Source organism: Bradyrhizobium sp. JR4.3, assembly GCF_040547695.1.
Taxonomy (GTDB): domain Bacteria; phylum Pseudomonadota; class Alphaproteobacteria; order Rhizobiales; family Xanthobacteraceae; genus Bradyrhizobium; species Bradyrhizobium canariense.
On the sequence record NZ_JBEPQF010000018.1, the window covers coordinates 12,218 to 34,956 of the forward strand.

A 22,739-nucleotide genomic window follows, 5' to 3' on the forward strand; every position below is an offset into this window, starting at 1 on the left:
ACCCATCCCCGCGTTAGCGCTCCCCCGAACAACGGTCGTTCACATCCTCACGCACTTGTCAGGCCGCGCCCCGGCGGCCGGGCATCTTTCCCGCCGAGTGTTGTTTTCAGGTCATTTACTTTGTTTCGAACATTTCCTTTGTTCCCCCTGCTGGCTGGCCCTTGGCGGCCGTGCGTGGAAACCATCCGGTTAACAAGCGCGGTTAAGAATGTCCCCTGACAAGGACTTGCAACAAGGACTTGGCGAGCCAGCGATTGCCGGTTTTGCGTAATTTTGGACGGTCCGTTCGGGGCAGGGGGAAAATCGATGTCGATGAGGATTGCTGTGGCGCTGGCCGCCACCGTCGGGGCTGGGGTCTTGATGTCGACGGCGGCGCAGGCGCGGCCGGAAATGGTGGGGACGCACCTGGCCGACTATTCGCCGGGCACCATCGTGGTCAAAACCAACGAGCGTCGGCTCTATCTCGTCCTCGATAACGGCCACGCCGTGCGCTACCCGGTCGGCGTCGGCAAGTCCGGCAAGCAGTGGGCCGGCACCACCCGCATCGACGGCAAGTACCGCAATCCGGCCTGGTCGCCGCCTGCCGAAGTGAAGCGCGACAAGCCGAGCATCCCGGACGTTATCCCGGGCGGCTCACCGCGCAATCCGATGGGCGTCGCGGCGATGACGCTGTCCGGTGGTGAATATGCCATTCACGGTACCAACGTGCCGGGCTCGATCGGCGGCTTCGTCTCCTATGGCTGCATCCGCATGCTCAACGACGACATCACCGATCTCTACAGCCGCGTCTCGGTCGGCACCACGGTGGTCGTGACGCGCTGATCGCCGGCATCGGGTGAGACGGCAAGAGCCGCGTCTTTCGACGCGGCTTTTTTGTCACCAGAAGCGCCAACTCCGCGCGCACCAGCCGTCGCGATGGCCGCCATTGTAGCTCCGCGCGTAGCCGCCGGCGAGCAACGCCGCCGAGACATTGGCCGTACGTTTCGTCGCGACGTCAGCGAGAACGCGTCCGTATTTATCAGGTCCGAGATTGGTAATCGTCACGCCACCTTGCCCGAGCAGATCGCGCAATGCGCGGGCCGCGGCTTCGGCCTTGTCCAGTTCTTCCTGGCAGGAGGCTTTCATCTCAGGGGCATCGATGCCGCGCAGGCGAACGCGCGCGACGAGGTCGCGGCCACCCTGCTGATGCACGCGCGCGAGAAAGGTGTCGCCGTCGATGGTGCGGATGACGTCGACGGGCTGGCGAGCATCGGCATTGCCAGATTGCTGGAGGATGATCTCGGCTTCCTGCGACCGGCCGTCGGCGCCATGCGGAACGGGCCAGTTCGGCCCATGCCGGAAGGTGAGCACGATCGCCACCACGACGCCGACCACGAACATCCACGGCAACAGCCCCGAGAAACGGCGACCGAAAGGCGAGCCGCCGAACTGCGGCCGATAGGCATTGGGACGATCCTGGAAACGCATCATTGCAGGCTAGGGCTGAGTCGGGGAAGCCGGCAAGGCACCTTCAAGACACCATCGGATGCCGACTTGATGGTCCGTCGCCTGATCGTGGTCGCGGAAGTCCGGAACGTTGCTCCGTAGAATCGCACCTATGCGCGCCACGCTGTTCCGAGCACTCTCCAATCGATACCTCCTGTAGTTGTACGGAGTTTGATCTTCAGCCGTTGTTTAGTATTAAGGCCGAGTACTCGGTATGCGTGTGGGGGAGCGGTAAGTATGGCATCGTTCAAGTTTCGCATCGGTACAAAGCTCGGATTGACCGCGAGCGCGGGGGTCCTTCTCGTCGGTGGCATGCTTGCCAACCAGCTCGTCCGCAACGAGCAGATCGCGGATCTGAGCCGGCTGGTGGTCATCAACACCGCCAACAAGGCCAATGCCCAAGGGGCCGAGCTCGCAGTGACCCGGGCACGCCTCGCCATCGCGGAAATCGGATCCGCATCCTCAGCCGAGGGTCTCGGCAAACATCTCGAAACGTTGCGCGGCTCCATCGCCGCTGCCACAACCGAAATGGACGCCGCATTGGAGCGGTCCAGGCGCGCCGAAGCCAAAGAGCTCTGCCGCGAGGTCAAGATCCTGCTCGAGGCCTCTCTGAAGGCCGGCAACGATCTTGGCGAGGCACGTCGCACCGCCGTCACCGAATTCGCCGCGGCAAACCAGATCGAAGAGGCCTGGAACAAGGCTATCGAGAAACTGCTGGCGTCGTCCGCACTCGTCGCATCGCAGAACCACCTCAACGTCGAGGTCGCGTTGCGCGAAGCCGACGCCTTGTTCAAGGCGGTCAGCGCGGCCGATTGGCATTTCACGGCGACCGGCGACGTCGCGCAGAAGGACCATATCGCCGGACGGGCCGACGCCATGATCCGCGTTCTCAAGCAGGTTCGTCAGTCCGCCGGCGACAAGGATATCGCTGATGGAATCGATGCGCTCTCTGCGCTCGCCGGGCGCTACAAGGCGGCAACCGGCACAGTCATGAAGGCGGAGGAAGCGAAGAGGCGCATTTTCGACGAGCGGGTGCTTCCGGCCGCCAGGGAAATCACGACGCGTGTCGACAAGCTGGTCGCCGCCAACAATGAGTTTATGGCTCTGCGGCAGACCCAGCTCGTGACCGCGCTGGAGCAGGCCACCCAGGTCAGCCTGATCGTCGGTGTCCTCGTGATCCTGGTCCTGGCCGGCTCGGCGCTGTTTTCGGTGCTGAGCATTGCCCGGCCGATCCGCCGCATCGGCGACGTGCTGCTGCAACTCGCCGGAGGTAACAAGGCCGTCGAGATTCCCTACACTTCCCGCGGCGACGAAGTCGGCGACAATGCCCGTGCGGCAAGCACGTTCAAGGACAATCTGATCCGCATCGAGCAGATGGAGGCCGAGCAGAAGGATCAGGAGGCCGCAGCGACCGCCCGACGCAAGAACGAGATGATGAGGCTCGCCAACGCGTTCGAGGATGCGGTCGGCGGCATCGTCAACTCGGTTTCGATCGCTTCACAGCAGCTCGAATCCGCCGCCGGCACGCTGTCGGGAACGGCCGAAGAGACCGAGCAGCTTTCCGGAATGGTGGCCGCAGCTTCAGAGGAAGCATCCGCTAACGTCGGAGCCGTAGCATCCGCTGCCGAGGAAATGAGCGCGTCGGTCGTCGAGATTGGCCGTCAGGTCCATGATTCCAGCCGCATCGCCGGCGAGGCCGTGCAGCAGGCCGAGCACACCGATGCCCGGATCAACGAATTGCTCAAGGCCGCAGGCCGGATCGGCGACGTCGTCAAATTGATCACTGCGATTGCGGAGCAGACCAACCTTCTGGCGCTCAATGCGACCATCGAGGCCGCACGCGCCGGCGAGTCCGGCCGTGGGTTTGCCGTGGTGGCCAGCGAGGTCAAGGCACTCGCGGCCCAGACCGCGCGTGCCACCGACGAGATCGGCGCACAGATTGCCGGCATGCAGACCGCGACGCAAGATTCCGTCGGCGCCATCAAGGAGATCGGTACGACCATCTCCAAGATTTCGGACATCTCGACCACCATTGCTGCCACCATCGAGGAGCAGGGGGCTGCAACCGCCGAGATCGCACGCAACGTCAGCGAAGCCGCCAAGGGAACGGTCGAGGTCGCTGACAAGATCGCCCAGGTCAGTCACGGCGCCAGCGCCACCGGTTCGGCGTCGACGCAGGTGCTCGCATCCGCGCGCTCGCTCTCGACTGAGAGCGGTCGCCTCAAGGACGAGGTCGCAAAGTTCCTTGACACGGTGCGGGCCGCCTGAGGCGCCGCAAATCATGCGGCCGACCTGAGGCCGGCCGCACGCCACTTTCCGACCCGTCCATCAATCAATGGCTTTGGGAGGCCCCCACGCCGAGCCCCCGCTCGCGCCTGGGTCAAACATGGCAAATGGGGGATTGAGCGATGATCATCAGCATTGTCGGCGGCGGCGCAACCGGCATCACGATCCTGCGTCATCTGGCGGAGCTCGCCACATCGGGACGAGACCACCACGCGATCAGCGGAATTCAGCTCTTCGATAAATCCGGCTTCGATGGTGGGACGGCCTATCGCACGCAGAGCGATCGCCACCTGCTCAACATGAAGGCGTCGACGATGTCGATCCGTCCGGGCGATCCGGAGGAGTTTCTGCGCTGGCTTCGGGTCCGCGGTCTCAGCTGCCACGGCAACAAGCATCTGCCGCGGATGGTCTACAGGGACTATCTCGACGCAGTGCGACTGGCCGCGATCGCTCAATGCCGCAGCGCCGGTCTGTCCGTCCATGTCGAAGATGCCGAAATCGTCCGCATGCGGCTCTCGCCGGATCGCGATGTCCTGCTGACGACCGACCGCAACATCACGCATATCTCGTCTTTGCTGGTCCTCTGCACCGGTCACAACGCGCCCGACGATCACTACGGTCTCACAGGAAACCCGAACTATCTCCGCGATCCCTATGCGCAATTCACCTTCGCGGATCGCGACGGCTTCGAGATCGGTATCCTCGGAAGCGGGCTCAGCGCGGTCGACACTGCAACGGCGCTGGCCAAGACCCACCAAGCCGTCAGGATGACTTGCCTCTCCAGAAGCGGCCTGTTTCCCACGGTGCAGCCGGCGACTGTTCCCGCAACCACGAACGACTTCCGCGACGCGCTGCATCGCTATGTGACCAGCCGTGAGCGGATCGAGGCTGACGGCTTTGCCGCCCGTCTGTCCGAACTGCTGCTGGAGACCACCGGGATTCGCTGCGACCTGTCATGCCGGAACGTCGATGGCGATGCACTGAGCGATCTCGAGCGCAACATCTTGCGAGCTGAAACCGGCGATCTCAACGTCCACTCCTATCTCGTCAGCGTCATCGACGTGATGTGCGACGCCTGGAGCCGGATGAGCGATGCCGAGAAGATGCGTTTCATGGACCTCTATAATTCCGGCTGGCTTCGCAACCGTTCGGCGATGCCGCTGGAGAACGCGATCCGTATCCGCGACCTGATGCGGTCGGGCAGGCTCTCGGCGCGCGCCCGGCTACGCAGGGTGACCGCCATTGATGGCCGATTTCGCGCGATCCTGGGCGAGGGCGATCATCACGACGTCGATTGCGTCGTCGATGCGACAGGACCGTCCTACCGGCCGGATGCCAGCCCGCTCTATCAGGACATGCAGCGACAGGGGCTCATCGCCTTCGACGCGCTCGGCGGGATTCGCTGCGGCTACGACGACAGTCGTGTCCACGACCGCCACGGCACACCTCATCCGAACATCTATGCGGTCGGTGGCCCCACCAAGGGTACACACTTCTACGCCGCCGCTGTCGACGTCAACATGCGCCGCGCACAGATCGTGGTCGATTCGATCCTCAACCCGAAAGGTCCGAAGATGAGCACCATCACGACGTCAGTCGAAGAAACCGACCGCCTTGCCGATCTGGTCCGCCGCGACGATCCTTCGCTCGATACGATGGTGCTCGCGCCGGACGGCAAATATCAGACGCGGCCCGCCGCGCTGGACGAATTGATGTGGGAGGTGAGGGACTGTCTTGGCGAGGCGTTCCGGCACTGGGCTCCGGAGGACTTCCCGACGCTCTACTGCGCATGGGGGCGCTGCCGCGTAGGTTCGACCGCGCTCACCAACCTCTTCGGCGTCGCCGGGATGCCCTCCTATTTCCAGCCGGTGAAGGCAATCCTGCGCCATCGTCTCGTCGGAAACGCGGGGGAGCCCTGGGCCGTGCCGGTCGCGGCGGAGCAGCCGCACGTCTTCAGCAAGGAAATGGCGGGGCCCTATGTATTGGCCGAAAGCCTGTTCCTGCCGCTGCTGCCATTGATCGAGGCCGGCTGGCCGGCAGACAAGCTCCACATGATCATGCTCGACCGCGATCCCGCCAGCTCGCTCGCATCGTGGCTGGAGAAATGGTCGGACCGCGTTCCGGAGGACCGGCTGATCCAGAACTACGTCATCTCCACGCTGAACGCCCTTCGCGTCGAAAGCTACGCAAGGCGGCAGGGTGTGGCCGTCACCCGCTACGTCTATGAAGCCAGCAAGGACGCGACCGGCTCGGTCCGAAAGCTGTTCGACCGGCTCGGCCTCGGCGCCCGCTTTACCGAGAGCGCCGTCACCGATTGGCGGGAGCGCGGGCAGATCGAATCGGAGGGTTCGGGCGTCACCTTCCTCAGCGAGCCCAAGGTCTACACCGTCGTCGGCCTTCATGGATCGGACACCGCCTACCGCTATCGCGGCCGCAAGACGGCGTCGCTGAGCGATGCCCAGCTGGCGGTCATCGAACGCTACGACATCAACGGCATCTACCGCGCCTCGGTCGCGGCCTGCGTCGATGACCTCTCACTGGACGCCGACACGGCGATGCGCCTGTTCGGCGACCGCCTGGGCACGGCCGCATGACCGCTCAGATCGATTCCGCGATAGAGGCGCCAGTGCGCGGCGCCTCCGATCAACCCGCGGCGCGCCACAGCGTTACCAGTCATCTCCAGCGCCTGGAGGCGGAAAGCATCCACATTCTGCGGGAGACCGTGGCCGAATTCCGCAAGCCTGTGATGCTGTATTCCATCGGCAAGGACTCCTCCGTGCTGCTGCATCTGGCGATGAAGGCATTTCATCCCGGCAAGCCGCCGTTTCCGCTGCTGCACGTCGACACGACCTGGAAGTTCCGCGAGATGATCGCGTTTCGCGACCAGCGCGCACGCGAACTCGGCCTCGATCTGATCGTCCATACCAATGACGACGGATTGAACCAGGGCATCGATCCCTTCACCCACGGCTCGGCCCGTTACACCGACGTCATGAAGACGCAGGCATTGCGGCAGGCGCTCGACCTCCACGGCTTCGGCGCCGCGATCGGAGGCGCGCGACGCGACGAGGAGAAGTCGCGCGCCAAGGAGCGCGTGTTCTCGCACCGGAGCGCGGCGCATCGTTGGGATCCGAAGAACCAGCGGCCGGAGCTGTGGAGCCTGTACAACACGATGCTCGCGCCCGGCGAGAGCATGCGGGTGTTTCCGCTGTCGAACTGGACCGAGCTCGACGTCTGGGATTACATCCTGCTCGAGGACATCCCGATCGTTCCCCTCTATCTGGCAGCTCGGCGCCCGGTGGTCGAGCGCGACGGCGCGCTGATCATGGTGGACGATCAACGGATGCCGCTGCTTGCAGGCGAAGAGCCGCGGTGGCGCTCCGTCAGGTTTCGCACCCTTGGCTGCTATCCCCTCAGCGGCGCGACGATCTCGACGGCGGCAACTCTGCCCGAGATCGTACGGGAGATGATGGCATCACGCACCTCGGAACGGCAGGGACGCATGATCGACCGGGACAGTCCCGCATCGATGGAGCGCAAGAAAGCGGAGGGCTACTTCTGATGTCCTATCACGAGGCCCCCACGATCGCCGCAACCGACGTGCCGCGGCTCGAACAGGACGACGATCGTCCGACGCTGCGTTTCGTCACCTGCGGCAGCGTCGACGACGGCAAGAGCACGCTGGTCGGCCGCCTGCTCTACGATTCGAAGACGCTCCTCGACGACCAGCTCGACGCGCTCGCCTCGGAAAGCAAAACGTCCGGCACCACCGGCGGCGATCTCGATTTCGCTCTGCTGGTCGACGGTTTGCAGGCCGAGCGCGAGCAGGGCATCACGATCGACGTCGCCTACCGGTTCTTCGCCACCAAACTGCGGCGCTTCATCGTCGCCGACACGCCCGGGCATGCGCAGTATACGCGCAACATGGCGACCGGCGCCTCCAACGCCGATCTCGCCGTGGTGCTGGTCGACGCCCGCAAGGGCGTGATCACGCAGACACGGCGCCACAGCCACATCCTGTCGCTGCTCGGCATCCGCCACGTCGTGCTCGCCGTGAACAAGATGGATCTGATCGGCTTCGACGGGGACCGCTTCGCGGCCATCACCGCCGAATATCTGACCATGGCCGGTCAACTCGGGATCTCCCAGGTCCAGTGCATCCCGGTCGTTGCGCCCGACGGCGACAACATCGTCGCCGCGAGCGCGCGGATGCCCTGGTACGCCGGGCCGACCGTCACGGCCTATCTGGAATCGGTGGACGTTGCCGGCGACGTCTCGCAGCGGCCGTTCCGGCTGCCGGTGCAATGGGTCAACCGGCCTCATGCGGAGTTTCGCGGCTTCTGCGGGCGAATCGCCAGCGGTACGATCGCGACCGGCGAGAGCATCGCCGTGCAGCCCTCGGGCCGTCGCACGAAAGTCGCGCGCATTCTCACACCCGGCGGCGAGCGCGACCGGGCTGTGGCGGGCGCTTCGGTGACGCTGACTTTGGCGGACGAGATCGACGTCAGCCGCGGCGACGTGCTGACGGCAGGACCCACGCCCCTGATCTCGGATCAACTGGCCGCCCATCTCGTGTGGTTCGACGACGAGGCCATGGTCGCGGGCCGGCGCTACTTGCTCAAATGCGGCACGGCCTCGACCGGCGCGGTGATCACGACGCTCAAGCACCGTGTCGCCATCGACACCATGGCGCTGGAGACCGCCGCCACGCTCGATGCCAACCAGATCGGCTACGTCCATTTCAGCCTCGACCGTCCGCTGGTGTTCGAGGCCTATCGCGACGACCGCGACATGGGCAGCTTCATTCTCGTCGATCCGATCAGTCACCGCACGGCTGCCGCGGGGATGATCGACCTGTCGCTGCGGGCGGCCACCAATATTCATTGGCAGCACCTTGCGGTGGATAAATCCGTGCGGTCACGGCTGAAGCAGCAGCGGCCCTGCGTGCTCTGGTTCACGGGCCTCAGCGGTGCCGGCAAATCGACGATCGCCGATCTCGTCGACCGCAGGCTTGCCGAGCTCGGACGCCATGCCGCGCTGCTCGACGGCGACAATCTCCGCCACGGCATCAATCGCGACCTCGGCTTCTCCAGTGCGGAGAGGATGGAGAACGTCCGGCGCGTCGCGGAGATCGCAGCGCTGTTCGTCGATGCCGGCATGGTCGCGCTGGTCGCGCTGATCTCACCCTTCGGCAGCGAGCGCGAGCTGGCCCGCCAGCGGGTCGAGGCAGGCGAGTTCATCGAGATCCATGTCGCGGCCCCGCTCGCCGAATGCGAGCGCCGCGATCCGAAGGGACTCTATCGCAAGGCACGGGCAGGGGAGCTGAAGGGTTTCACCGGCATCGATGATCCCTACGAGGCACCGCAGGCGCCGGAGATCACCATCGACACCTCGGAACTGTCAACCGAGGCGGCCTGCGAACGCATCATCCGCTATCTCCGGGAGCATGATTATCTGTAGCGGCCGGGACCGGTCTTGCCCGGCATCATCCGGGCGGCCGGCACAGAGCTCAGAAGTCGGAAGCGATGCCCTTGCGCTCCCAATCGCCATAGCGGGTCGGTTCGGGTCCTTTTGGCCCCTGCAACTCCTTTGGCGTCGCCTGGCCGTCGTTTTTGGCTCGGACTGCCGCAGCCTGCCGGCGCGCTTCGGCCTCGGCCAGCGCACGCTGGGCGGCCGGTGTGAGCTGCTTGCGGTCGGAAACGGGAGGCTGGTCACTCATCGTCGGCTTTCTAGCGCGGGACGGCCCGCGACGCGACGCCCAATAACGCATTCCTGAAATGGCTCCGAAAGGGCTGAAAAACCCGGAAGCGATTCTTACATTTGGCATATTCGCGTGCCAGAGATCGCCTTCTCAAGGCATGCGCCCATTACGGCGAACTGCCGCTCGCTCAGAACCTTGTTTCCGCATGCCTTCTCAACGTTTCGCTCCTCCATCCGAAGTGCCCGGTCTCGCGGCGCGGCGGATTGCCGCCGACATCGTCGACGGCGTGCTGCAAAAGCACCGCACGCTTGACGAGCAGCTCGACGGCAGCGGCGCCCATCCCGGACTGAAGACGCTCCCCGATCGCGACCGCGCGCTGATGCGCCGCCTGGTCGCCACCGTGCTGCGCCGGCTCGGCACGCTCGGCCATGTGCTGTCCCGCTTGCTCGACAAGGGCATTCCCTCCGACGCGCCGCGCGCGCAGAGCGCGCTGTTGATCGGCGCTGCCCAGATCCTTTGGATGGATGTGCCCGATCACGCGGCCGTCGATCTCTCCGTTCGCCTCGTGCAATCCGACCGGCGCGCCGCGCGCTATGCCGGCCTCGTCAACGCCGTGCTGCGCCGCTGCGCCCGCGAGGGCAAGGCGCTGGTGGACGAGGTTGCGGCGCAGTCGCTGGACCTGCCGCCCTGGATGGTCGCGCGCTGGAGCGCGCATTACGGCGAGACAGTCGCAAGGGACATGGCGCTCGCGCTCAGCCACGATCCTTCGCTGGATCTGACCGTGAAGTCGGACGCCGCGCAATGGGCGAGCCGCTTACATGGCGAAGTGCTGCCGACCGGATCGGTGCGTACGGTGCTGCACGGCGCGGTGACCATGCTTCCCGGCTTCGCCGAAGGACAGTGGTGGGTGCAGGACGCCGCCGCTGCGCTGCCGGCCCGGCTGTTCGGCGACATCAAGGGCAAATCCATCGCCGATCTCTGCGCCGCTCCCGGCGGCAAGACCGCGCAGCTGGCGCAGGCCGGTGCGCATGTCACGGCCATCGACCGCTCGCCTGCCCGGGTGGCGCGGCTGCGTGAGAATCTGACGCGGTTGTCGCTCCAGGCCGAGACTGTCGTCGCCGACGCCGCGGAATGGGCGGGTCCGGCCGATGGCTTCGACGGCATCCTGATCGATGCGCCCTGCACCTCGACCGGGACGATCCGCCGCCACCCCGATGTCTCCTGGCTCCGTCAGGAATCCGACATCGCAGCAATGACCGTGCTCCAGCGGAGGCTGCTGCAAAACTCGGTCCCGCTGCTCAAGCCCGGCGGGACGCTGGTGTACTGTACCTGCTCGCTGGAACCCGAAGAGGGCGAGCATGCGGTCGCCGCGCTGCTGGCCGCAGAGCCTGGGCTTCGCCGGGTCCCGATCGATGCGTCCGAGGTGTCGGGGCTCAGCGAGATCGTCACCGCCGAGGGCGATTTGCGCACTCTGCCCAGCCATCTGCCGAACGCCGATCCCAAGCTCGGCGGGCTCGACGGATTTTTCGCGGCCCGGCTCGTTAAATCCTGATTTTGCACTGGATTTTGCAACCACGGCGCTGATTCGCGTCGTTCAAGGTGGTGTCGGCCGTCCGATTTTGGGATTAATAAGGATTCGTCGGAATCCTCTCCCCCATCAAGGCAAGGCGTGTCGGTCGCTCAACGCAGACGTATCTCGACGCTGGTGATGAACCGCTTCGCGCGGAACATGCTCGCGCGCGCGAGCGGCGGTTCTGTCGCCCTGTCGCGGGTCTGGCCCGGCCGCGCCGACCGGCTGATCATCGCGCCGCATGATCTGCGCACCGCGGATGCGACCCGCGCCGCCGAGATCTATGCCGGCCGCTTCGTCTTCGCCGGCAAGATCGTCAACTGCCACGGTCGTTCGATCTTCGATCTCGAGCCGCCGTCGGAGGATTGGGAGGTCGCGCTGCTCGGCTTCGGCTGGCTGCGCCATTTGCGCGCCGCCGACACCGCGCTGACGCGCGCAAATGCGCGCTCGCTGATCGAAGATTGGATCGGCAACCCTGCCAGCAAGCGCCGTCCCGTCGCGCGACGCGCCGACGTCCTGGCGCGGCGCGTGATCTCCCTGCTGTCGCAGGCACCGCTGGTGCTGAACGATACCGACAACAAATTCTACCGCCGTTATCTGCGCGCGCTGGCGCGCGAAATCCGCTTGCTGCGCTACACCATGATCAACATCCCCGACGGAGTGCCGAAGCTCCAGGTACTGATCGCGCTGTGCTATGCGGCGCTGTGCCTCGCCAACCAGGCAAGTCACATCCGCAGCACCTCGAAAAAGCTCTCCGATGAATTGCAGCGGCAGATCCTGCCCGACGGCGGGCATGTCTCGCGCAACCCGGGCGCGCTGATCGAGCTGTTGATCGACCTGTTGCCGCTGCGGCAGACCTTTGCCGCGCGCAATATCGCGCCGCCGCCCGCGCTGCTCAACGCGATCGACCGCATGATGCCGATGCTGCGCTTCTTCCGCCACGGCGACGGCAATTTCGCGCTGTTCAACGGCATGAGCGCGACGCCCTCGGACCTGCTCGCGACGCTGCTTGCCTATGACGACACCCACGGCGCGCCGATGTCGAACATGCCGCATACGGGTTTCCAGCGCCTCGATGCCGGCCAGACCACGCTGATTATCGACACTGGCCCGCCGCCGGCAGCCAGCGTCAGCCACGACGCCCATGCCGGCTGCCTGTCGTTCGAACTGTCCTCCGGCATCAGCCGCATCGTCACCAATTGCGGCATGCCGGCCACGGGCCGCGACAATTGGCGGCCGTTCGCACGCGGCACGGCGGCGCATTCGACGCTGACCTACCACGACACCTCGTCATGCCAGTTCGTGGAAATGTCGGCGATGAAGCGGCTCTTGCACGGTGCTCCGGTCACCAGCGGCCCCGTCGAGGTCGAGAGCTATCGCGAAATCGTGCAGAACGGCACGCTGCTGACGACGTCGCATGACGGTTACCTGACAAAATTCGGCGCGATCCACCGCCGCGTGCTGATGATCGCCAATGACGGCGCGCGCATCGACGGCGAGGACACGCTGTCGCCGCCGCAAGGCGGACGATTCAAGGGTCCGGATGCCGATTTCGCGCTGCGATTCCATCTGCACCCGGCGGTGAAGGCGAGCCGGCTGTCCGATGCCCGCGGCGTCATGCTGGTGCTACCGAACCGCGACGTCTGGACCTTCGAGGCGCTCGACGACAAGGTGGAGCTGGAGGACAGCGTATCCCTGGCCGGCAATGACGGCCCGCGCCGCACCGCGCAGATCGTGATCCGTCAGGATGCGCGGCAGGCGCCCTCGATCCGCTGGAGTTTTGTCCGCTCCACCGCCTCGCCGGCGATCACGAATGCCCGCAGAAATGCGCGGCGGGAGCCGGAACTTCCGCTGTAGACGCATGTGATTCGGCGCTATCTGATCGTTGTGAAAGCGATCGAAAACTGCTATCGAGCCCTCGCTCGCGCGACTGGCGACCTTGGATGGAGCACCATCGGGAAGCGCGGGACTGAGAAGCCGCGCGCCTGGGCATAGACACTCCTTCAGACAGAGGATCTTGCTCATGACTGACCATCCCCGCCGCGTCACCCGCGCCCTTCTCTCCGTTTCCGACAAGACCGGCCTGATCGACTTCGCAAAGGCGCTTGCCGCACACGATGTCGAACTGATCTCGACCGGCGGCACCGCAAAGGCGATCGCCGCGGCCGGCCTTGAGGTGAAGGACGTCTCCGAGCTGACCGGCTTCCCCGAGATGATGGATGGCCGCGTCAAGACGCTGCATCCGAAGGTGCATGGCGGCCTGCTCGCGATCCGCGACAACAAGGACCATGCGGATGCGATGACGGCGCATGGCATCGCGCCGATCGATCTCCTCGTCGTCAATCTCTATCCGTTCGAGGCGACCGTCGACAAAGGCGCGGGCTTCGAGGATTGCATCGAGAACATCGATATCGGCGGCCCCGCGATGATCCGCGCCGCCGCGAAGAACCATGACGACGTCGCCGTCGTGGTCGAGGCGCAGGACTACCAGGCCGTTCTCGACGAGCTCGCCGCCAACAAAGGCGCAACCACGCTGAAGTTGCGCCGGCGCCTTGCTGCCAAGGCGTACGCGCGCACTGCTGCATATGACGCCGCGATCTCGAACTGGTTCAACCGCCAGCTCGAGATCGACGCGCCCGATTTCCGTGCCTTCGGCGGCCGGCTGATCCAGTCGCTGCGTTATGGCGAGAATCCGCACCAGACTGCGGCGTTCTATGCGACCCCCGACAAGCGGCCGGGCGTCTCGACCGCGCGGCAGCTCCAGGGCAGGGAGCTCTCGTACAACAACATCAACGACACCGATGCGGCCTATGAATGCATCGGCGAGTTCGACGCCAAGCGCACCGCGGCCTGCGTCATCGTCAAGCATGCCAATCCCTGCGGCGTCGCGGAGGGCTCCGACCTCGTCAGCGCCTACCGCAAGGCGCTGGCCTGCGATTCCACCTCGGCCTTCGGCGGCATCATCGCGATGAACCGCGCACTCGATGCCGACACCGCGCGCGAGATCACGAAAATCTTCACCGAGGTGATCATCGCGCCCGACGCAAGCGAGGAAGCGATCGCCATCATCGGCGCGCGCAAGAACCTTCGGCTTCTGCTCGCCGGCAGCCTGCCCGATCCGCGCGCGTCCGGCCTCACCGCCAAGACGGTGGCGGGCGGTCTCCTCGTGCAGAGTCGCGACAACGCCGTGGTCGACGACATGACCTTCAAGGTTGTCACGAAGCGCGCGCCCACTGATGCCGAGATGCGCGACCTGAAGTTTGCGTTTCGGGTGGCGAAGCACGTCAAGTCCAACACCATCATCTACGCCAAGGATCTCGCCACCGTCGGCATCGGCGCCGGCCAGATGAGCCGGGTCGATTCAGCGCGGATCGCGGCGCGCAAGGCGCAGGATGCGGCCACCGAACTGAAGCTCGCCGAACCGCTCACCAAGGGCTCGGTGGTGGCGTCGGATGCGTTCTTCCCGTTCGCCGACGGCATGCTGGCGTGCATCGAGGCCGGCGCCACCGCCGTGGTGCAGCCCGGCGGCTCCATGCGCGACGACGAGGTCATCAAGGCCGCCGACGAGCATGGCATCGCCATGGTGTTCACGGGCACGCGGCACTTCAGGCATTGATTGAATGGCGTACGGGCGATCCCATCGAGTTCGTCATTGCGAGCGCAGCGAAGCAATCCAGAATCTTTCCGCGGAGAAAACCTGGATTGCTTCGTCGCTTCGCTCCTCGCAATGACGGGAATGAATCGTGGTAGCGGGGCTACTCCCGCACCCGCATCAACAGCGCCAGCCCCGCAACGAAGAACACCACCAGCACGGCCATGCCGGCCTTTTGGCTCGCCGTCACCGCGGTGATCACGCCGATCAGCAGCGGGCCGATGAAGGACGTCACTTTCCCAGTCAGCGCGAACAGACCGAAATACTGCGCAATGCGGTCCTTCGGTGCGAGACGGATCAGGAGCGTGCGTGAGGCGGCTTGCAGCGGACCACCGGCTGCACCGATCAGACAGCCCAGCACCAGATAAGCGCGCTCTGACGCAGCGGCGAACAATGCACCGCCGGGCGCGGGCGGCGCGACCTTGATGAAGAAGATCGAATCCTTGTCGACCAGCAGGATCGCCGCCAGCGCCAGCAGCAGGACCAGCATGCTGCCGGCGATCACGCGCTTAGGCCCGAAGCGATCGTCCAGCTTGCCGCCAAACCACGCGCCAAACGCGCCGGCGATCGCGAGCATGATGCCGAAGGTGCCGATCTGGATCGTGTGCCAGCCGAACGTGCCGGCAGCATAGATGCCGCCGAAGGCAAACAGCGACACCAGACCGTCGGTGTAGATCATGTTGGCGAGTAGAAACGCCGCAAGCGATTTCTGCTGCGGCAGACCTTTGATCGATTGCCTCAGCTCCGACAAGCCTTCGTGCAGCGCCTCGCGCACCGGGCGCTTCGCCGGATAGTCCGGCGTGAACAGGAACATCGGTGTCACGAAAATGATGAACCAAAGCCCGGTCAACGGTCCGGCGGCGCGGTCGCCTTGATGGCTGACGGGATCGAGCCCGAACAGAGGCGTGAGACCGAGCAGCGTGCGACCGGTCTCGGGATTCGCGGCGAGCAGGCCGAGCACGATGACCAGGCTGACGATGCCGCCGACATAGCCCGTCGCCCAGCCGGTGCCGGAAAGCCGGCCGATGCGCTCCGGCGGCACCAGCGTCGGCATCATCGCATTGTTGAAGAGGGTGGCGAATTCCGCGCCGACGCTGGCGAGCGCGACCGCGGTGAGCAGCGGCGGAATGATCGAGGGATCGCCGGGCTTCCCGATCCACAGCGTGCAGGATGCCAGCACCAGCACTGCGCCAAATCCCGCGATCCATGGCTTCCTGCGGCCTGAAGCATCGGCGATAGCCCCCAACACCGGCGACATCAACGCGATCGCGAGGCCCGCGGCAGCCATCGCAAAGCCCCACAGCGATTGCCCGGTGGCGGGATTCGGCGCAATGCCGGTGGCGAAATAGGGCGCGAACACGAAGGTCGTGATCAGCGTGAAATAAGGCTGCGCGGCCCAGTCGAAGAAGATCCAGCTGACGACGGCGCTACGCGGCGGATAGGTCCGCTGCGCGCCGGCGATGCGCGCATCCGGGGCGATCGTCGTCACTCCATAATCCTCATCACGAACAGTTTTGCCTCTGTCTGGGCAAACCGTATAGCATTGCAGCGCTGCATGTGAACTGCCCATGGCCTTTGCGGAAGTTTGATGATGTCGTCTTTTTCGACACGGCGGACATTTTTCGCCTTCCTTGCCACTCTGGCGTTCGGACTTCCGGCCGCGACCGCGCAGGATGCGCGGCGGGCCTATGTACCGCCCGCGCTCGACACGGTGCATGCCGTTCCCGCTGAGCACGGCATGGTGGTGGCGCAGGAGAAAATCTCTGCGCTGGTCGGCGCCGACATCCTGCGGCGCGGCGGCAATGCCGTCGACGCCGCGGTCGCGACCGGCTTTGCGATGGCCGTGACCTATCCACGCGCCGGCAATATCGGCGGCGGCGGCTTCATGGTGATTCATTCCACTGAGCGCAACGAAGACATCACGATCGATTATCGCGAGACCGCGCCGGCTGCGACCACGCCCCAGATCTTCCTCGGTGCCGACGGCAAGCCCGATGCGGCGAAGTCGCGGGATTCCGCGCTCGGCGTCGGCGTGCCCGGCACTGTTGCGGGTCTTGCGCTGGCGCTGGAAAAATATGGCTCGGGCCGGTTCACGCTGGCGCAACTGCTCGAGCCCGCAATCGCGCTCGCCCGCGATGGCTTCCTCGTCGGCGACGACATCGCCGACACGCTCCCGGGCTGGCACAAGCGGCTGGTGCGCTGGCCCTCCTCGGCCAGGATCTTCTCGCGGCCTGATGGCACGCCACTCAGTGAAGGCGACCGGCTGGTGCAGGGCGATCTCGCCGAAACGCTGTCGGCTGTCGCCGCACAGGGCCCGCGCGGTTTTTATGAGGGGCCGGTCGCTGAGAAACTCGCCAAGGCTGTGGCCGACGCGGGCGGCATCATGACGCCGGCCGATTTGAAATCCTATCAGGCGGTGATCCGCGCCCCGGTGCGCGGCACCTATCGCGGCTATGACATCGTGTCGATGCCCTTGCCGTCATCGGGCGGCGTGGTGCTGGTGGAGACGCTTAATATCCTCGAAGGTTTTCAGCTCGCCGATCTTAAACAGGGATCGCCGGCTTCGCTGCATCTGCTGATCGAGGCCATGAAGCGCGCTTATGCGGACCGGGCGCGCTATCTCGGCGATCCCGCCTTCGTCAACGCACCGATCGGGACGCTCACCGCCAAAGATTACGCCGCTAAACTGCGGGCAACCATCTCCGCCGATCGCGCCACGCCGTCGAAACAGCTCGTTTCCACCGCGACCTCACCGCACGAGGGCAGCAACACCACGCATTTTTCCGTCGTCGACGGCAGCGGCAACGCAGTCAGCAACACCTATACGCTGAACTTCAGTTACGGCGTCGGCCTCATCGCCGACGGCACCGGCGTGCTGCTCAACAACGAGCTTGACGATTTCACAGCGGCGGTTGGCGCTTCCAATGCCTACGGCCTTGTCGGCTACGAGGCCAATTTGCCCGGGCCGGGCAAGCGGCCGCTGTCCTCGATGTCGCCGACCATCGTTCTGAAGGACGGCAAGCCGGTTCTGGTGACGGGCTCGCCCGGCGGCAGCCGCATCATCTCGACCGTGCTCCAGGTGATCGTCAACGTGCTCGATTACAAGATGGACGTGGCGGCCGCCGTGGCCGCACCGCGGCTGCACCACCAATGGCTGCCCGACGAGGTCCGGATCGAGAGCGGCTTTCCCGACAATGTGCTGCTCGAGCTGAAGGCGATGGATCATCTCATCGTCACGCCGATGGGGCAGACATCGGCGAATTCGATCGCGGTGACCGCCAACGGTCCGCTCGGCGCGCCCGATCCGCGTAGCCGGGGTGCGGAAGCAGCGGGGCAGTAACTCTGTCGTTGCATGGCGCGAAGGCCGGCGGCCGGCTTGCGCAGGCCGCCGCGCGTGCTACCACCGCGAAGGCCAAAAATGCCGCAAAAGAAAACACTGTCGGGAAACGCACATGACCACCGTTGATCCGAACCAGCGCATCGAACGCGCCGAGATCGAGGACACCAGCCTTCTTGCTTTCTATCGCGACATGAACGCGCCGGAACGGCGGACGTTCTGGGCCTGCGCCGCGGGCTGGGCGCTCGACGGCATGGACTTCATGATCTATCCGCTGGTGATCGGCACCATCATCGCGCTATGGAAGGTCGATGCGGGATCGGCCGGGCTCGCCGGCACCGTGACGCTGCTGGCTTCCGCCATCGGCGGCTGGCTCGGCGGCTATCTCTCCGATCATATCGGCCGGGTCAGAACGCTCCAGATCACCATCATCTGGTTCTCGTTGTTCTCGCTGGTCTGCGCGGTCGTGCAGAATTTCGAACAGCTCCTGATCGCACGCGCGGTGCTGGGCCTCGGCTTCGGCGGAGAGTGGGCGGCAGGCGCCGTGCTGATGGGTGAAGCGATCCGGCCGCAATATCGCGGGCGTGCGGTCGGCTCGGTGCAGTCGGGCTGGGCCGTGGGCTGGGGCCTTGCAGTGCTGTCGCAGGCGATCCTGTTCTCGGCCTTGCCGGCGGAGACAGCGTGGCGCTGGATGTTCGTGGTCGGCGCGCTGCCGGCGCTGCTGGTGTTCTACATCCGCCGCTCCGTGACCGAGCCGGAGATCGCGGCTGAGGCCCGCGCCAAGCAGGCCGCGAGCGGCAATCGCCCGGCGCTCTGGGAAATCTTCTCCGGTCCAATCCTGAAGACCACGATCCTGGCGTCGCTGATGGCGACAGGCTGCCAGGGCGGCTATTACGCCGTCACCTTCTGGGTGCCGCAGTTCTTGACTAAGGAGCGGCATCTGTCGATCGTCGGCTCGACCGGCTATCTCTCGACGCTGATCATCGGCTCCTTCATCGGCTATCTCACGGGCGCCTGGCTCGCCGACCGGATCGGACGGCGCAATCTCTTTCTGACCTTCTCGATCGGCGCAATAGCGGTTGTGCTGCTTTACACGCAGCTGCCGCTCACCAACGAGGTCCTGTGGGTGCTCGGCTTCCCGCTCGGCTTTTTCGCCTCGGGCTATTTCTCCGGCGTCGGCGCATTCCTGACCGAGCTTTATCCAACGCGACTGCGCGGCTCGGGCCAGGGATTTTGCTACAATTTCGGCCGCGGCATCGGCGCGCTGTTTCCGTTCCTGGTCGGAGCGCTGTCGGCGACGACGTCGCTTGCGAATGCGATCGCGATCTTCGCGGTGGTGGCTTACGCGCTGTTCTTCATCGCCGCTTTCGCGCTGCCGGAGACGCGCGGGCGCGTGCTGCACGCGGACTGATGAAGGCTAACTATCGTCCGACCTGATACGGCCCGCCCTTTTCGAGGGCGCGACTGTATGCCGGCCGCGCATGAATGCGCTCCAGGAACGCCATCGCCTTGGGATGGCCGAGCTCGAGCCCGCCGCGCGCCTGGGCTGCCTCGAGCGGAAAGCTCATCTGGATGTCGGCGGCGGTGAATTCGTTGCCGGCGAACCACTCGGTCTTGCAGAGCTCGCCTTCCCAATAATCCATGTGCTGCTTGAGCTGCGGATTGACCAGCGCGGTGAGCGCCTGGTTCGAGACCTTGCGTACCAGCGGGCGGAGCAACGCCGGCGCGCGCTTCGGCATCAGCGTGAACAGCAGCTTGAGCAGCAGCGGCTGCATCGCAGAGCCTTCCGCATAGTGCAGCCAATAGGTGAAGCGCAGCCGCTCCGGCGTGTTCGGCGGCGGGACCAGCCGGCCGTTGCCGTAGGTGGCGATGAGATATTCGATGATCGCGCCTGATTCGGCGATGGTGTTGCCGTTGTCGGTGATGACGGGCGACTTGCCGAGCGGATGGATGGCGCGGAGCTCCTTCGGCGCGCGCATGTCCGGCTGTCGCTGATAGCGCACGATCTCGTAGGGCACGCCCAACTCCTCGAGCAGCCACAGCACGCGCTGCGAGCGGGAATTGTTGAGGTGATGAACGGTCAGCATCGCGTGGTCCCCGGGGCTAGGCATGGTCGATCGGCCGCGCGTTCGTGCCAGCCCGGGAACACAATGTCGAGCCATCCGGTCGGATATTTTAACCCGGGTATATTGACCTCAGCAATTTACCCGGGTATTAAAGTCGCCATCGCGACGAATATGGCAATGATTCCAATGCAGAAGACTTTCACCGCTTTCCAAGGGCATCGTCGCCTGGTCTCCGGGCCGGCAGGAGAGGTCGCGCTGGTCATCAAGCGGATGGCGGAGCGGCCCGACGAGCCCATCGTCATCTTCGAGGACGCCACGGGCCGGTCGATCGACTTCGATCTGCGCGGCGGAGACCGCGAGGTGCTGGCGCGGCTGGCGAAGCTTGTCCCGCCCCCGGTTGAGGAGACGCCATCGCCGAGCGAGCCGCGCGGCCGCGGCCGGCCGAAGCTCGGCGTGGTCGCGCGCGAGGTGACGCTGCTGCCGCGGCACTGGGAGTGGCTCAGCGCGCAAGCAGGCGGCGCTTCGGTCGCGCTGCGGAAACTTGTCGAAGAGGCGCGGCGTGCCAGCGGCGACAAGGATCGCGCGCGGCAGGCGCGCGATGCGGCCTATCACTTCATGTCGACCATGGCCGGCAATCTGCCGCAGTTCGAGGAAGCTTCGCGCGCGCTGTTTGCGGATGACCGGCGGCGTTTCACAGGACTGATCGCAGATTGGCCCGCCGACATCCGCGACCACATCGTCAAGCTCGCCTACAGCGACCGCGCTTGAGCTTGAGGCGTTCGTACGCGCAACTCGCGCCCAACGTGTTCGCGCGCTCACAGTATTATGACCGTCATTAAACGGTGGACCTGTGGTGCGCGCCGCGCCACAATGGATGGCAATCCAGATCAAGAAGCCAGGTCAGGGAGGATGATTTTGACCCGCACAGCCCCGCAATTCCTATTCGATTTCGGCAGCCCGAACGCCTATCTCAGTCATCTCGCGATTCCGGCCATCGAGCAACGCATCGGCGTTAAATTCGAGTACGTGCCGATCCTGCTCGGCGGCATCTTCAAGTCGACCAACAACAAGTCCCCGGCCGAGACGCTTGCCGGCGTCAAGAACAAGCGGGAATTCCAGGCGGTCGAGACCGAGCGCTTCGTCAAGCGCTTCAAGGTGCAGCCCTATGTCTGGAATCCCTTCTTCCCCGTCAACACGCTGAACCTGATGCGCGCGGCGATCGCGGCGCAGCTCGAAGGCGTGTTCGAAACATACGTCGAGGCCGCCTTCCATCACATGTGGCGCGAGCCGAAGAAGATGGACGATCCGGAAATCGCGGCCAAGGCGCTGGCGTCCTCCGGCCTCGACGCGCAAAAGCTGTTCACCCGCGCGGCGGAACCGGAGGTGAAGGGCAGATTGATCAAGAACACCGAGGAGGCTGTTGCACGCGGCGCGTTCGGCTCGCCGACCTTCTTTGTCGGCGACGAGATGTTCTTCGGCAAGGAACAGTTGCGCGAGGTCGAGGAGATGGTCTCGGGGAAGTGATTTTCGTATGATGGACAGATCGAGCCATCATCTCTGATGTCGTCCTGGCGAAAGCCAGGACCCATAACCACCGAACGCTGTGGCTGTGACGAGCTGGGGCTCCAACTTGCCCGACAATATACAGTCGGGGTAATGGGTCCTGGCTTTCGCCAGGACGACAGCAAGAAACAACAAGGACAATCCCATGCGTATCCTCGTGGTCGGCGCTGGCGCCATCGGCGGCTATTTTGGTGGCAGGCTACTGCAGGCGGGCCGCGACGTCACCTTCCTGGTCCGGCCGCGGCGCGCCAGCGAGCTCGCGAGCGCCGGCCTCGTTATCAAGAGCCCAAACGGGGACGTGACCTTGAACAATCCGCCGACGGTTCAGGCCGACGCGCTCAAGGAAAAATTCGATGTCGTGCTGCTCAGCTGCAAGGCCTTCGACCTCGATGACGCCATCAAGTCGTTCGCGGCAGCAGTCGGGCCGAATACCGCGATCATCCCGATGCTCAACGGCATGAAGCATCTCGACATCCTCGACGGCAAGTTCGGCAAGGAGCGCGTGCTCGGTGGCCTCTGCGCCATCGCCGCGACGCTCAACGAAAAGCGTGAGGTGGTGCAGCTGCAGCCGATGCAGTCGATCAATTACGGCGAGCGCGATGGCAAGCTGTCGGATCGCGTCAAGGCGATCGACGAGGCCTTCAAGAGCGGCATCGTTGGGGCCACCGCCAGCCAGAACATCATGCAGGACATGTGGGAGAAGTGGGTGTTCCTGTCCTCGCTTGCTGCGTCCACCAGCCTGATGCGCACCTCCGTCGGCAATATTCTCGCCGCGCCCGGCGGCAGGGATTTCCTGCTCGGCATGCTGGACGAGACCAGTGCGATCGCCGCCGCGTCGGGCTACTCGCCGGGCGGGCCGTTCTTCGAGCGCGTGAAGGGCAATCTCACCACCGAGGGTTCGCCGATGACGGCCTCGATGTTCCGCGACGTCAAGGCGGGCCTGCCGGTCGAAGCCGATCACGTCATCGGCGACCTCATCGAGCGTGCCGATGCCGCCAAGGTGCCGGTGCCGAAGCTGCGCATCGCGTACACGCATTTGAAGGCGTATGAGAAGCAGCGGGCGGGCTGACCGCAGCTTC

17 protein-coding genes and 1 riboswitch are annotated in these 22,739 nt (G+C 65.1%); of the genes, 13 read left to right on the forward strand and 4 right to left on the reverse strand.

Translation table 11 applies throughout. The annotated features are described in order from the left end of the window. Positions 1-306: 306 nt before the first annotated feature. Complete coding sequence (locus ABIB91_RS25550; RefSeq protein ID WP_007598677.1) at positions 307-822, forward strand: L,D-transpeptidase; 516 nt, start codon at positions 307-309, stop codon at positions 820-822. 54 nt (positions 823-876) lie between these two features. Here ABIB91_RS25550 and ABIB91_RS25555 read toward each other — a convergent pair whose 3' ends face one another. Further along, positions 877-1,470: a thermonuclease family protein gene (locus tag ABIB91_RS25555; protein WP_354168342.1), complete on the reverse strand. Its 594-nt coding sequence runs from the start codon at positions 1,468-1,470 to the stop codon at positions 877-879. Between the two features lie 252 nt (positions 1,471-1,722). Here ABIB91_RS25555 and ABIB91_RS25560 point away from each other — a divergent pair, with 252 nt between their 5' ends. From ABIB91_RS25560 to cysC, 4 genes are all read left to right on the forward strand, one after another. Beyond that, positions 1,723-3,753 (forward strand): methyl-accepting chemotaxis protein, encoded by a 2,031-nt coding sequence (locus ABIB91_RS25560; RefSeq protein WP_354168535.1) that lies wholly within the window; start codon positions 1,723-1,725, stop codon positions 3,751-3,753. A 140-nt stretch (positions 3,754-3,893) separates the two neighbouring features. After that, positions 3,894-6,365, forward strand: coding sequence for an FAD/NAD(P)-binding protein (locus ABIB91_RS25565; RefSeq protein ID WP_354168344.1), 2,472 nt, complete (start codon positions 3,894-3,896; stop codon positions 6,363-6,365). Then, positions 6,362-7,333, forward strand: a complete 972-nt coding sequence (gene cysD / locus ABIB91_RS25570; RefSeq protein WP_354168346.1) for a sulfate adenylyltransferase subunit CysD — start codon at positions 6,362-6,364, stop codon at positions 7,331-7,333. The genes ABIB91_RS25565 and cysD overlap by 4 nt, the downstream gene beginning before the upstream one ends. Further along, positions 7,333-9,231: an adenylyl-sulfate kinase gene (gene cysC / locus ABIB91_RS25575; protein WP_354168348.1), complete on the forward strand. Its 1,899-nt coding sequence runs from the start codon at positions 7,333-7,335 to the stop codon at positions 9,229-9,231. Before cysD ends, cysC begins: the two co-directional genes overlap by 1 nt. A gap of 49 nt (positions 9,232-9,280) precedes the next feature. Here cysC and ABIB91_RS25580 read toward each other — a convergent pair whose 3' ends face one another. After that, positions 9,281-9,490, reverse strand: a complete 210-nt coding sequence (locus tag ABIB91_RS25580) for a DUF1674 domain-containing protein (protein WP_088941367.1) — start codon at positions 9,488-9,490, stop codon at positions 9,281-9,283. 187 nt (positions 9,491-9,677) lie between these two features. Here ABIB91_RS25580 and ABIB91_RS25585 point away from each other — a divergent pair, with 187 nt between their 5' ends. The 3 genes from ABIB91_RS25585 (at position 9,678) to purH (ending at position 14,658) form a co-directional block, all read left to right on the forward strand. Further along, the gene (locus tag ABIB91_RS25585) at positions 9,678-11,024 is read left to right on the forward strand and encodes an RsmB/NOP family class I SAM-dependent RNA methyltransferase (RefSeq protein WP_354168350.1); all 1,347 of its coding nucleotides are present in this window, start codon (positions 9,678-9,680) and stop codon (positions 11,022-11,024) included. 156 nt (positions 11,025-11,180) lie between these two features. Further along, positions 11,181-12,899 carry a heparinase II/III family protein gene (locus tag ABIB91_RS25590; protein ID WP_354168537.1) on the forward strand — a complete coding sequence of 573 codons (1,719 nt, stop codon included), beginning with the start codon at positions 11,181-11,183 and terminating at the stop codon, positions 12,897-12,899. A gap of 59 nt (positions 12,900-12,958) precedes the next feature. Continuing rightward, positions 12,959-13,040, forward strand: a riboswitch (ZMP/ZTP riboswitch). A 25-nt stretch (positions 13,041-13,065) separates the two neighbouring features. Continuing rightward, positions 13,066-14,658 (forward strand): bifunctional phosphoribosylaminoimidazolecarboxamide formyltransferase/IMP cyclohydrolase, encoded by a 1,593-nt coding sequence (gene purH, locus ABIB91_RS25595; protein WP_354168352.1) that lies wholly within the window; start codon positions 13,066-13,068, stop codon positions 14,656-14,658. Positions 14,659-14,797: 139 nt separating this feature from the next. Here purH and ABIB91_RS25600 read toward each other — a convergent pair whose 3' ends face one another. After that, positions 14,798-16,183: an MFS transporter gene (locus ABIB91_RS25600; RefSeq protein ID WP_354168354.1), complete on the reverse strand. Its 1,386-nt coding sequence runs from the start codon at positions 16,181-16,183 to the stop codon at positions 14,798-14,800. A gap of 99 nt (positions 16,184-16,282) precedes the next feature. Between ABIB91_RS25600 and ggt the strand changes: the two genes are divergently transcribed. After that, entirely contained in the window at positions 16,283-18,034 is a 1,752-nt protein-coding gene (gene ggt / locus ABIB91_RS25605; RefSeq protein WP_354168356.1) for a gamma-glutamyltransferase, read from the forward strand. Positions 18,035-18,146: 112 nt separating this feature from the next. Next, positions 18,147-19,442, forward strand: a complete 1,296-nt coding sequence (locus ABIB91_RS25610) for an MFS transporter (protein WP_354168358.1) — start codon at positions 18,147-18,149, stop codon at positions 19,440-19,442. Between the two features lie 10 nt (positions 19,443-19,452). On the opposite strand, the gene ABIB91_RS25615 is transcribed toward ABIB91_RS25610, so the two are convergent. Next, positions 19,453-20,118: a glutathione S-transferase family protein gene (locus ABIB91_RS25615; protein ID WP_354168360.1), complete on the reverse strand. Its 666-nt coding sequence runs from the start codon at positions 20,116-20,118 to the stop codon at positions 19,453-19,455. A gap of 150 nt (positions 20,119-20,268) precedes the next feature. On the opposite strand from ABIB91_RS25615, the gene ABIB91_RS25620 reads away from it, so the two are divergent. From ABIB91_RS25620 to panE, 3 genes are all read left to right on the forward strand, one after another. Continuing rightward, positions 20,269-20,865 carry a DUF2239 family protein gene (locus ABIB91_RS25620; protein ID WP_354168362.1) on the forward strand — a complete coding sequence of 199 codons (597 nt, stop codon included), beginning with the start codon at positions 20,269-20,271 and terminating at the stop codon, positions 20,863-20,865. Positions 20,866-21,006: 141 nt separating this feature from the next. Continuing rightward, positions 21,007-21,621, forward strand: a complete 615-nt coding sequence (locus ABIB91_RS25625) for a 2-hydroxychromene-2-carboxylate isomerase (RefSeq protein ID WP_007598664.1) — start codon at positions 21,007-21,009, stop codon at positions 21,619-21,621. Between the two features lie 184 nt (positions 21,622-21,805). Beyond that, a complete protein-coding gene (gene panE / locus ABIB91_RS25630) occupies positions 21,806-22,729 on the forward strand; it encodes a 2-dehydropantoate 2-reductase (protein ID WP_354168364.1) in 924 nt (307 codons plus the stop codon). Positions 22,730-22,739: the final 10 nt, after the last annotated feature.